Origin of the sequence: Chryseobacterium sp. (assembly GCF_029240215.1) — a bacterium.
Taxonomy (GTDB): Bacteria; Bacteroidota; Bacteroidia; order Flavobacteriales; family Weeksellaceae; genus Chryseobacterium.
This window is the reverse complement of sequence record NZ_JARBTK010000001.1, coordinates 411,481-423,956: the sequence shown is the minus strand read 5'-3', so window position 1 is coordinate 423,956 and position 12,476 is coordinate 411,481. Positions and strand designations below refer to the sequence as shown.

At 36.1% G+C, this 12,476-nt stretch carries 11 protein-coding genes; 7 read left to right on the top strand and 4 right to left on the bottom strand.

The annotated features are described in order from the left end of the window. Positions 1-97: 97 nt before the first annotated feature. From K0R77_RS01870 to K0R77_RS01860, 3 genes are all read right to left on the bottom strand, one after another. Positions 98-1,141, bottom strand: a complete 1,044-nt coding sequence (locus K0R77_RS01870; RefSeq protein WP_300346658.1) for a bifunctional transcriptional activator/DNA repair enzyme AdaA — start codon at positions 1,139-1,141, stop codon at positions 98-100. Beyond that, positions 1,128-1,613 carry a DUF1203 domain-containing protein gene (locus tag K0R77_RS01865; RefSeq protein WP_300346656.1) on the bottom strand — a complete coding sequence of 162 codons (486 nt, stop codon included), beginning with the start codon at positions 1,611-1,613 and terminating at the stop codon, positions 1,128-1,130. Before K0R77_RS01865 ends, K0R77_RS01870 begins: the two co-directional genes overlap by 14 nt. A 296-nt stretch (positions 1,614-1,909) precedes the next feature. Next, entirely contained in the window at positions 1,910-2,476 is a 567-nt protein-coding gene (locus tag K0R77_RS01860) for a TetR/AcrR family transcriptional regulator (protein WP_300346654.1), read from the bottom strand. Positions 2,477-2,580: 104 nt separating this feature from the next. Here K0R77_RS01860 and K0R77_RS01855 point away from each other — a divergent pair, with 104 nt between their 5' ends. The 7 genes from K0R77_RS01855 to K0R77_RS01825 all read left to right on the top strand — a co-directional run bounded on the left by K0R77_RS01855 (position 2,581) and on the right by K0R77_RS01825 (position 11,728). Continuing rightward, positions 2,581-3,585: a hypothetical protein gene (locus tag K0R77_RS01855; protein WP_300346653.1), complete on the top strand. Its 1,005-nt coding sequence runs from the start codon at positions 2,581-2,583 to the stop codon at positions 3,583-3,585. A 36-nt stretch (positions 3,586-3,621) separates the two neighbouring features. Then, on the top strand, positions 3,622-4,062 hold the full coding sequence (locus K0R77_RS01850; protein ID WP_300346651.1) for a nuclear transport factor 2 family protein: 441 nt from the start codon (positions 3,622-3,624) through the stop codon (positions 4,060-4,062). A gap of 217 nt (positions 4,063-4,279) precedes the next feature. Next, on the top strand, positions 4,280-4,660 hold the full coding sequence (locus K0R77_RS01845; protein ID WP_300346650.1) for a hypothetical protein: 381 nt from the start codon (positions 4,280-4,282) through the stop codon (positions 4,658-4,660). 182 nt (positions 4,661-4,842) lie between these two features. Then, on the top strand, positions 4,843-9,192 hold the full coding sequence (locus K0R77_RS01840) for a CusA/CzcA family heavy metal efflux RND transporter (protein ID WP_300346649.1): 4,350 nt from the start codon (positions 4,843-4,845) through the stop codon (positions 9,190-9,192). A 3-nt stretch (positions 9,193-9,195) separates the two neighbouring features. Next, on the top strand, positions 9,196-10,350 hold the full coding sequence (locus K0R77_RS01835) for an efflux RND transporter periplasmic adaptor subunit (RefSeq protein WP_300346648.1): 1,155 nt from the start codon (positions 9,196-9,198) through the stop codon (positions 10,348-10,350). A 46-nt stretch (positions 10,351-10,396) separates the two neighbouring features. After that, a complete protein-coding gene (locus K0R77_RS01830; protein ID WP_300346647.1) occupies positions 10,397-10,864 on the top strand; it encodes a heme-binding domain-containing protein in 468 nt (155 codons plus the stop codon). Between the two features lie 96 nt (positions 10,865-10,960). Then, positions 10,961-11,728 (top strand): phosphatase PAP2 family protein, encoded by a 768-nt coding sequence (locus K0R77_RS01825; protein WP_300346646.1) that lies wholly within the window; start codon positions 10,961-10,963, stop codon positions 11,726-11,728. A gap of 216 nt (positions 11,729-11,944) precedes the next feature. Here K0R77_RS01825 and K0R77_RS01820 read toward each other — a convergent pair whose 3' ends face one another. Next, complete coding sequence (locus K0R77_RS01820; protein ID WP_300346645.1) at positions 11,945-12,451, bottom strand: YceI family protein; 507 nt, start codon at positions 12,449-12,451, stop codon at positions 11,945-11,947. Positions 12,452-12,476 lie beyond the last annotated feature (25 nt).

Sequence of the window (12,476 nt, the reverse complement as noted above, 5' to 3'; positions counted from 1 at the left end):
TTTATATTTTGGTTTTCTAAAGTTGGCTGGAGGTTCATTGTAGACTTATAGATTGATAACGTTGTTGTTGGTTGTCAGACTGAGGCTGTCGAAGCTACTAGAAAAGTATTGCTTTTTCAAGTTCCAACAGTTTCTGTTTCCGCCAGATTCCGCCGCCGTAACCGGTCAAAGTTCCATTGGTTCCAATGACTCTATGACATGGAATAATGATTGAAATTTTGTTAAGCCCATTGGCATTTGCAACTGCTCTTACGGCTTTTGGATTGCCTAGAATATCGGCTTGCTGTTGATAACTTCTGGTAGTTCCGTAAGGAATTGTTCTCAAAACTTCCCAGACATTTTTTTGAAAATCTGTTCCAACAGGCGAAAGCGGAACGGTAAAATACAATCTTTTCCCTTCGAAATATTCAGCAAGTTCTTTCTCTAAAGTTTTGAAATGTGGATTTTCTCCCTGAATGATATTTGCTTTAAAGTATTTTGAAATATCTTCTAATTCTTTTGAAAGTGACTTTCTGTCGGAGAATTCCAGCATACAAATGCCGTTTTCGTTAGCACAGGCAATCATTGTTCCGAGCGGTGTTTCGATTCTTTTGAGGTCAACAATTTTTTCAAGTTTAGAATTCTTTGGCGATGTTCCGATTATCGATTTGAAGCTGTCATTAAAACCGCTTAGACTTTCGTAACCATTTTCCAAAGCAACATCCAAAGCATTTTCGCCTTGCTGAAGTTTCTTAAAAGCAGAATTAATTTTGAACATTCTTTGAAACGCATGGAAGGTCATTCCGTGGTGTTTCAGAAACCAACGTTTTACCGTTATTGGCTGTAATCCACGTTCTATCAAATCAAAATCTTTGAATTTAAGTTCCGGATTTTTTGACAATTCACTAATTAATTTCTGGATTTCCACAGGTGTTTCATCCGGATTTTCCAAAGGTTTGCAGACTTTACACGGCCGGTAACCTTTCCGAATAGCGTCTTTTGTATTATCAAAAAACTCTACATTTTCTGGTTTTGGTTTTCGGGCTGTACAAGTTGGCCGACAGAAAATGCCTGTTGTTTTTACACCCATCCAAAATACGCCTTCAAATTCCGGATCTTTATCAACAGACGCCTGATACATTATCTCTTTACTGATCTGCATTTCTTACTTTTTTTACTAGGCAATTGAAACAACCCGGCTTTGCATTATGGATATGAAGATACTTAATTTTATGATTAGCAAAAGCATCTTCAATCTTATCTTTCAAAATATTTCCTTCAAAAACATCGGCTTTTACCATCATTCCATTTTCATCATAAGTTCTCACTGAAAGCAGCCGATGAAGAAACATTTTCGGAATTACATTCATCGGATAATCTTTGGTCACCTTATCCTTTCTGATGAAAATAGGGCCACTAGCTTTATAAGGAGAATTGGCTGAATGATGGTTGTAATTCAGTAAAAAAACATCTTCCCCAACTTCAGCATCTTCCAAAGTTATTCTGCAAGGAAAACCCGGAAATTTATCAACAGTCATTTTGATAATATCTTTTTCGCAAAGCTCTTGTGCCGAAAGGTCATTCAGATAATCAAATTCCAAATGATTTAGTGCTATAAATTTAAAATTATTCATATTTTTTTTCAGCAAATTTACTTTCAAATTAAATCAGAGTACAACCGAAAAATGAACAGGCAATTTTTTTAGTTGACAATATACTTAAATGTCCCAAATTATAATTTTACATAAAAAACCAATTTTACTACTTATTGAACAATAAACTGGATTATACAATAAATGATATTGTAGTTTTTTGATTCGGTACATTCAAATATATAGTTGACTAAATTTATAATACTTAATATCGTATAAATAACATTGGTATGTACTCATCAACCTAGCATTAGGGTTGTTTTAGGAAATATAAATATTTATCTCTCCACAATGGAAATTAGTTTTACCATCATCTCAATTACTCCTTTTTTTGTCAGAGGAATAACATTACTTACAATAGTATAACCTTCTACAAAGGGAATAAGAAAACTTACAATCTCTTCAGGTTTTTTACAGAATTTAGAAACTAAATCTATCATCCACAGGCAGTAGGTTTTGTAATAAGTTTCTACCGCATCTTGCAGTTCTTTATTTCTTGATGCCAAAGTCCATATTTCCTGAAACATTAAAGTCTGATGGCTGGACCTTCCATCTATCAACAACATATTCAATATCTTTTCCAGAAAAACATCTTTATCCGGTGTGCTGTCAACGCTTAAAAGTTTAATAGCATGGGAAAGTTCTTTCTTGCAACTTTCAAAGTAAAATTCTACAGTTGCGATCAGAAGAAGATTTTTGTCTTTATAATAATACTGAAGATTGCTTAAAGACAAATTGGCATTTTTTGCGACTTTCCTCATCGAGAGATTTTCTGCTCCTTCTTTGATAAGTATAGCTATCGTCGTTGATAAAATCTTGTTTAATCGCTCCTCCTTTTTGTCCATCTGGTAAATTTAAAAATAAAATATTAAAGTAGTGTTGTTTTAGGTCAAATGACCTATATTTGCATTAGGTCATTTGACCTAATTTAATTTTTAAAATATTTTTTATGGAATCACAGGAAAAACGAATCTTAATTATTGGAGGTTATGGCCAGGTGGGAAGCAACATAGCACGTTTGATCAGAAAAGCTGACCTTACCATTGAACTCATTCTTGCGGGCAGAAACCCTCGGAAAGGCGAACTGCTGGCAAAAGAATTAACTCATGCTGAAACTGTTTATGTCAATCTTGAGGAAGGTTTCAATCTAGATCAATTTCGAAACATTGACCTTATCATATCTGCATTGGGTGACCACAGCAATATCTTAAGGGAAACTGCTATTTTAAATGACATCGCCTGTATTACGGTAAGCGAGCTGGCTGATGAGATCTCTCCAACGACGTTTCTGAGCCTGCACAAAACAATAGCTGCTCCGATAGTCTTTGCCGGACATTGGCAGGCAGGATTGTTGACAATTATTGTTAAACAACTGGCAACAAAATTCAGTCATATTAGTCGCGTAGAAACAGCAGGATTATATGATGAGAAAGATCCTGTGGGACCGTTGGTTACAGACGAGGTGACAGGTTTTGTAGGTCGGGCACTGATCCGCCAGGATGGAAAGTGGCTGCATGTAGAATCAAAAGCCAATACCAGATTGATCGATCTGTATGACGGTTCATCCGCAGTTGGTTATCCAATGGGCACTCTTGATGTTCCCAGTATCGCTGCATTTACGGGTGCTGGAAATATCCGATTTGATTTCATTGTCGGAGATTCGATAGGCAGTGGTAAGGGGCTGGAAGCTTCGCATGATCTGTATATTGAAATTGAAGGTATCTTGTTATCAGGTGCAAAGAAGAAGTTTCGTACCATAATTTCAGGATCAAGAGGAAATTCTCACTTCACTGCTGTAGGTGTGTATTTGATTACAGAAAAAATATTAGGTCTTAAAGGGCAGTCCGAACAAAAAACAGGAGGTCTGTATCTTCCTGAAACTATTGTTTCAGAGGACAATATTATCAAACGTTTGTCAGAATTTGGAATTAATACCATTGAAGATATCGGTTAGAATCTAATCTAATATTTATTAAATTCAGCTTTTAATATGAAAAAATCATTGATCATTATCTCACTTTTGTTTTTGAAAGTGAACATTGATGCACAAGTAAAAAATAATCATCTAAAACAACAGAAAAATATGAACAACACAACAATCCTGCACACGGCCAATGAATATGTATCAAAAGGCGATTATGAAAGTTTCTTAGCTTACTGTAGCTCTGATACGAAATGGGTATTTGTAGGCGAGCGTACCCTTAATGGAAAAGAAGAAGTTCGGGCCTATATGAAAGAATTTTATATTGAACCACCGGTATTTGATGTTGAATTGGCTATCGAAGATGGCGACTTTGTCACGGTAACAGGCAGTATCAGCTTAAAAAATAAGACCGGAAAATATGAACATTTTAATTATTGTGATATTTGGCGATTTGAAGATGGAAAAATTGCGGAGCTGAAAGCATTTGTAATAGAAAAGAAACCTTAAAGGTTCATTCTGCGGTTACCTAAAGGGTTTTTTGAATAATCGATCTAGCATTTAAACTTCTACAATATCCCCCAAATTTTTGGGGGACTTTAGTTTTATATGCAGATAATTTTCTTTAATTATAGTTGATTGATATTGGTGTTTATATTGTTTGCATTTAGAGATAAGCATATATATTTATAATCATTCTTAACGAAACATTTCATAATTTTGATATGTGAAAAAATGGATTTCCATACTGTTACTTTCCTTTTATTTGGTTTCGACAACTGAACTGTATCAGCTATTAAAAATTCCGACACTCATAGAGCACTTTATCGAACATAGGGGAGATAATCCTAAGATGACACTCATTTCTTTTCTTAAAATGCATTATGATCATCCTGTAAAAGATGCTGATTATCAAAAAGATCAGAAATTACCTTTCGTAGCTCACTCGTGTCCACTTGCACTTTTATTTATTGTAAATCCTGACTTTACAATTGAAATTAAGAAGCAAATTATCTTAGATTATCATAAGGAGATCAGTACATTTTATGATCTTTTCTATGATAAAGATGCTTCAAATTCTATCTGGCAGCCGCCGAAAAACTGTTAAAATCTTTTCGTTTTTACATTACGTTTTATTACGTCAATCTCATTGTGAACATTTATGTTGATGGTATTCTTAGTTATATTCAAAACCAAGATTATCGGCTGTATTTCACGATCTGATAGTGCTGATGGTTTTCTTATCAGCTAAAACGTATTCAATTTCTAAAAATTTTAACAGAATTATTTATGCTTACAAAAATCATTGAGTTTTCTGTAAAGAATAAGCTCATTATAATACTATTGGTTTTTGGACTGATCGGTGTAGGAACCTATCAGGTAACTCAATTACCGATAGATGCAGTCCCTGATATTACCAATAATCAGGTTCAGGTGATAACCACAGCGCCGTCATTCGGAGCTACCGATATCGAAAGATTAGTTACTTTTCCCATAGAACAGGCCAACAGTAATATTTCAGGGTTAAAAGAAATCCGCAGTTTCTCGCGGTTTGGCCTTTCGTTAGTTACCATTGTCTTTGATGATGATATTGATATTTATTGGGCAAGACAACAGGTTGCAGAGAGACTGCAGCAGGTGCAGAATCAGATTCCGCAGGATGTCGGAACACCTACTTTAGGACCTATTTCAACAGGGCTTGGTGAAATTTATCAATATGTAGTCCGCCCTAAAAAAGGATATGAAAGTAAATATGATATTACAGAACTCAGAACGCTTCAGGATTGGATTGTCAGAAGACAGTTGCTTGGTGTAAAAGGCGTTGCGGAAGTCAGCAGTTTTGGCGGAAAATTGAAACAATATGAAATTTCCGTCAATCCCGATAAGCTGAATGCTTACGGAATTACCATCACAGATGTTTTCGATGCACTGAAAACCAACAATCAGAATACGGGTGGTTCTTATATTGAAAAAGGACCTACCGTTTTATACATACGAAGCGAAGGATTGGTCGGAAATCTGGATGATATTAAAAATATTTCAATCGTCACCAAAAACAATGATGTTCCTTTGTTTATAAGAGATATTGCAGATGTTCGCTATGGTTATGCGACAAGATTCGGTGCAATGACCTATAATGATAATGGCGAAGTTTCCGGTGCGGTTGTGATGATGCTCAAAGGTGAAAACAGCAGTGAGGTCATTAAAAATGTAAAAGCTAAGATTCTGCAAATCCAGAAAACCTTGCCGGAAGGTGTTGTAATTGAGCCATTCTTAGACAGAACCAAGATGGTAAACAACGCCATCGGAACTGTTGAGAAAAATCTGATGGAAGGTGCGTTGATTGTTGTCTTTGTGCTGGTTTTGTTTTTAGGAAATTTCCGTGCAGGGCTATTGGTAGCTTCAGTTATTCCTCTGGCGATGCTTTTTGCAATTTGTATGATGAATCTCTTCGGGGTAAGTGGGAATTTAATGAGTCTTGGCGCACTGGATTTCGGGCTGATTATAGACGGGGCTGTTATTATTGTAGAATCGGTCATGCATCAGTTTACCCATAATTCAAAATTCCGCAAAGCCCTTTCGGTTTCAAAACAGGAAATGGATACAATTGTCATAGATTCTGCAGGAAAAATGATGAACAGTGCAGTTTTCGGTCAGATTATTATCCTTATTGTGTATTTGCCTATTTTAACATTGCAGGGGATTGAAGGAAAGATGTTCAAACCGATGGCACAAACCGTTGCCTTTGCTTTACTGGGGGCATTTCTGCTTTCGCTTACCTATATTCCGATGATGAGTTCTATTATTTTAAACAAAAAAATAAGCCATAAAATGAATTTTTCAGACCGGTTAATGGCAAAAGCTGAAATAATTTATCGTAAGGCCTTGCTGAAAGTTTTAAGAATACCCAAAACCATTTTCAGTATTGTCATTGTTCTTTTTATTTTTTCCGTTGTGGTTTTAAGCAGAATGGGAGGTGAATTTATCCCGTCATTGGAAGAAGGAGATTTTGCTGTTGATACCAGAGTTCTCCCCGGAAGCAATCTCAAAACAACAACTGAAAGTACACAAAAAGCGGCACATATTCTGAAGACCCGTTTTCCGGAAGTTCAGAAAGTAGTTACCAAAATAGGAAGCGGAGAAGTTCCCACCGACCCGATGCCGATGGATGCTTCTGATATGATGGTAATTCTGAAAGATAAAAGCGAATGGACTTCTGCTAAAACCTTTCCGGAGCTTTCGGGGAAAATGGGCAAAGCCTTAGAAGATGTTCCGGGAGTTACATTTGGTTTTCAATATCCCGTTCAGATGCGTTTTAATGAATTGATGACAGGCGCAAGACAGGATGTTGTTTTGAAAATATTCGGAGAAAACCTGGAGACACTGGTGAAAAATGCCAATCAGCTTGGAAAAATAGTTAATACAGTAAAGGGAACTCAAAATCTGTATATCGAACCCATTTCAGGTCTTCCGCAGGTTATTATCCAGTACAACAGACCGGTTATAGCGCAGTATCATTTGTCTATCGGAGATATCAACAGGGTTATTAATACCGCTTTTGCAGGTCAAAGTACAGGCTTGGTTTTTGAGGGCGAAAAACGTTTTGATATGGTGGTAAGATTAAATAGTAATGACCGTAAAAACCTGGATGATGTCAGGAATTTACTGGTTCCTACGCCATCAGGTAATCAGATTCCGCTTTCGCAGCTTGCCAATGTTGAGATTAAAGATGGTCCAAATCAAATCCAACGGGAGAACGGACAACGAAGAATCGTGGTGGGATTTAATATCAAAAACCGCGATGTTCAGGGGATTGTAGAAGAACTTCAAGCTAAGGTAGACCGACAGCTCAAACTTCCTCTGGGATACTACATCACATACGGAGGTTCTTTTGAAAACCTTAAAAATGCAAAAAACAGGCTGATGATTGCGGTACCAATTGCTTTGGTTTTAATTTTTGTGCTGTTGTTTCTGGCTTTTAATTCGGTCAAGGAAAGCCTTTTGATTTATACTGCGATTCCACTTTCTATCATTGGAGGCGTATTCTTACTGGCAGCCAGGGGAATGCCATTCAGTATCAGTGCAGGTGTAGGATTTATCGCTCTTTTTGGAGTGGCTGTTCTCAACGGAATTGTCCTGATTTCAGAATTCAACAGATTGTATAAAGGTGGAATTAAAAATATTGTAAGAATTGTTGTAGACGGCGGAGAAGCAAGGTTAAGGCCTGTGTTGATGACTGCTTTTGTGGCTTCACTAGGCTTTATTCCGATGGCTCTAAGCAACGGAGCAGGAGCAGAAGTTCAAAGGCCATTGGCAACTGTAGTGATAGGTGGACTTTTGATTGCTACATTACTCACGCTTTTTGTGCTTCCGCTGCTATATGTAACTATTGAAAAAGGATTTAAAATGAAAAAAATACGAAAAAATACAGTGACACCCATTCTTATCATCTTTTTTGTATTGACAGGAAGTGTTATGAAATCTCAAACCAAAGTCACTTTAAATGAAGCTGTTGCTATAGCTTTGAAAAATAACAGAGGCCTGAAAAATGAAAAATTAAAATCAGAATATGCAAAAGCACTTATTAAAACTTCTTCAGACATTCCTCAGACAGGAATTTCTGCGGACTATGGACAAATCAATAGTGCTTACCGGGATATAAAATTCGGAGTTTCACAGAGCATTGCATTTCCCACCGTTTACAAAAGACAGAAAAATCTGTACACCGAAGAATGGAAAAAAAGTGAGCTTACTATTTCATTAAAAGAATATCAGCTGAAAAAAGGCGTGACGCTTACATTCTACAATATTCTATATTGGCAGGAAAAGGAGAAAATCCTGAATGAATCTTTAGACTTTTATTCTCAATTTCTGGAAAAGGCGACTTTAAGATTAAAAAGCGGTGAGAGTAATATTTTGGAAAAAACGACTGCTACCAACCAAAAATCAGCTATCGAAATCCAGATTAAACGGGTGCGGCAGGAACTCAGAACTTTGCAGCTGCAATTGCAATGGCTTCTCAATTCAGAAACGGAATTCATTCCTGATGGAGAACGTATTTTCGCTCTTTCTAATCTACAAAATGATGTTTTCACAAATCCTTCGTTGAAAATATTAGAACAGCAAAAAAATATTGCAGCACAGCAAACGGCTTTGGAGAAATCCAAATTACTGCCGGGTTTACAGCTTGCCTACAACCTCAACAGTTTCCGTGGAATGGGGGCAGATGACAGGGTTTACAATGCTTCACCTCAGTTTCATTCTGTTCAGGTCGGCGTTTCGGTTCCTTTATTTTCGGGAAGTCATAAAGCAAGAATTGAAGCTTCAAAAATTGTAGAATCAGTGACCGAAAATGATTTTCAGAATGCCGAGTTTACCTTAAAAAAACAGTATAAAAAACTCTCAGAGATTCAGCAGAAAAACATGGAAATTGTTTCTCAGTACGAGAAATATGAACTGAAAAATGCCGATACCATTCTTGATACTGCTCAAAAACAGTTCATCAACGGAGATATCAATTATCTGGAATTTGTAATGCTTGCCAATCAGGCAATCAGCATCAAAAATAATTATACAGATGCCGTTTGGAATCTTAATGAAAGTATCATTGAACTGGAATATATTACTTTAAATCAATAAATTATGTCAAGATTAATTCAAAATAAATATTTGATTTTATTAATGCTTGTCCTCTTTTTTTCGGTTCAATGCCATAAAAAAGAAGAAGCTGTTATAAAGCCAACAACTTCTAAAGATGAAAGTATCGTTATACTTACCGATGCCCAGCTTAAAAACACGCCTATAGAAACAATGTCACTTTCTGTGAAAAATATTTCTACGGTACTTAAAATCAATGGGAAAATAGATGTTCCGCCTCAGAATTTGGTTTCCGTAAGCGTTCCTCTGGGTGGTTATCTGAAAAATACCAATCTGCTTCCGGGAATGCGGGTGAATAAGGGACAGGTGATTGCTGTTATCGAAAATCCTCAATTTATGCAGCTTCAGCAGGATTATCTGATGGCAAAATCAAAACTTCATTTTGCAGAACTGGATTATGGCAGACAGAAAAAGCTCAACCAGAGCCAGGCAAGCAGTGATAAAGTAATGCAGCAGGCTCAGTCTGAAATGAACAGCCAAAGGATCATGATGAATACTTTGGCAGAACAGCTTCAGCTTGTCAATATAAATCCGGGAAATTTAACCGCAGAGAATATTAGAAAAAGTGTTCCGGTCTACAGTACAATCAATGGTTTTGTGAGCAAAGTGAATGTGAATATAGGAAAGTTTGTAAATCCGTCTGATGTTTTATTTGAACTCATCAATCCTAATGACATTCATCTGAATCTTAAAGTATATGAAAAAGACCTTGAAATGCTGAAAATAGGACAAAGATTTACCGCCTATACCAATACACAGCCGGAGAAAAAATATAATGGAGAAATTATTCTCATCAGCAAAGATATCAATGCAGACGGAACGGCAGATGTGCATTGCCATTTTGAGCATTATGACCAGAACCTGATTCCCGGAATATATATGAACGCTGAGATCGATACTGAAACATCCTTTTCCAATGCACTTCCAGAGGAAAGTATTGTCAGTTTTGAAGGGAACAATTATGTTTTTGTTCAACAAAAAAAACAAACCTATAAACTGACTCCTGTAACGTTGGGAGAAGCTGAAAACGGTTTTGTTCAGATCAAAAATTTTGGAGATTTCAAGAATAAAAAAATCGTCACCAAAAATGCGTACACGCTTTTGATGAAGCTTAAAAATACGGCAAGTGAAGAGGAATAATTCCGATTTAAATAATTAGAAAATAATCATGCAAAAATTAAAAATAATGAATAAGTCATTTTTCACCATAAGAAATATTTTAGCTGTACTGTTGTTACTGTTTATCGGTATTCAGTTTATTGATGTTAAAAAAAATATCAGTCAGAGTCAATCTGAAAATGCTATTGGAAATTATTATAAAATACCGGCAAACGTTCAATCTATTTTGAAAACGAGCTGCTACGACTGCCACTCCAACAACACTACCTATCCTTCATACAGTAAGTTACAGCCTGTGAAATGGTGGTTGGCTGATCACGTAAATTCTGGTAAAAGACATTTGAATTTTGACGAGTTCAATTCTTACAGCCGGGAAGAGAAGCTTAAAAAACTTGATGAGATTATTGAAACTGTCAAAGACAGAGAAATGCCGCTTACTTCTTACACGGTTATTCATCAGGATGCAAAACTATCTGTTTCGGATCGGGCTGAAATACAAAAATGGGTCTATGAGACAAAAAAGGAGGTGAAATAGATGACTAGATTCAGTTTCAATCATTCTTAATCAATCATCACATCAGCCATGAAATCTTATCTTATTTCTTTAAATTTAATGTTTAAATAACCTACCATGAAAATAGTAACAATCATTGTTTTAACCTGTTCAAATATTTGTTTTGGACAGGTTCAATCTGATTCAGCCGAACTGAAAAAACTCTCTGTAGAGAATTACGGTAATTCAGTGTACAAACCAAGCTATAAAAAGCTAATTATTCCAACAGTATTTATTGGCTTCGGAGTGGTCAGCCTAAGTTCTGATGCGCTCAAAAATCTAAACAGTTCCACAAAGTATGAAATCGGAGAACATCAACCCAAGCATATCACTCTTGATAACTACACCCAATATTTGCCTGCAGCAATGGTCTACGGTTATAATCTTGCAGGCATAAAAGGAAAGCATAATCTTAAGGAACGAACTATTATCTACGGAACCTCTCAGCTGATTTCAGCCACATTTGTTTTGCCTTTAAAGCATCTGGTAAAAGAGGAACGTCCGGATGGCACCAATCATCTTTCTTTTCCTTCCGGTCATACAGCGACTGCTTTTTCTTCCGCACATTTTCTCTTCAGAGAATATCAGGATGAGAATATGTGGATTGCTCTTTCAGGATATCCAATTGCCCTTTTTACAGGTGTTTACAGGACATTAAATGATAAACATTGGGTAGGCGATGTGGTTGCAGGCGCTGGATTTGGTATCCTGAGCACCGAAATTGCCTATTGGATATTCCCCATTGTCAATAAGATCTTCAAAAATAACGAATCGAAAGGCGTCACTTTCATCTATCCGGTCATTCAATCGAAGTCTGCCGGTCTGGGTCTGGTTTTGAATCTATAATAATGTAGTATCATTAGAATAAAACTCCAAACATTAACCAACTGCTATATCAATACAGATGATTACCGGATATGGTTAAGGCAGGAAATTTAATTTGTATGTAATAATTACTTATTTTTAGATAACTTATTTAAGGCGGCTAAATAAAAAAGCAACATCACCAGTTAGATCCAGTGATGCTGCGTGGAAAAAATTTAATTATCTGAAAAAGTTTATCTAAATTCTTGTTGCCAGGCTTAATATCAGATCAAGGTCATCTTTCACAATGATTATTCCGCCCATCTTTTTTGGAGGTGTGATATTGAAATCACTGAATTTGACATTCTTCCTACCTGTAAGTTTATTGTTTTCCATTTCAAATCGCACATTGTATCTTTTGCTCTTATTCATCATTTTGACTTCTACCACTGCAAGAAGATTTTTCTGATCTTTAGTAAGGCTGATGAATCTGATCGTCATCTCAGGGTATTTTTCTGCATTCAGTATCTTCTGGAAATCCTTGGTCATCATCTTGTTTTCGCAATAGAAATCGCTCACTTTCAAAATGATGTTGGGTAAATCTTTTTCTGAGAAAGAATAAGCACCGCGGTCATTTCCGAATTTGCTGTTGATGAATTGGAAACTGTTGACATTTGTACTACCATTAATTTTAACAAAGTTTTCCTGAGCAGTGATCATTGTTGCAGAAAATAAAAGAAGCAGAAAAATATGTAAGGGTTTCATGATTTTAAATTTAAAAAACAAAGGA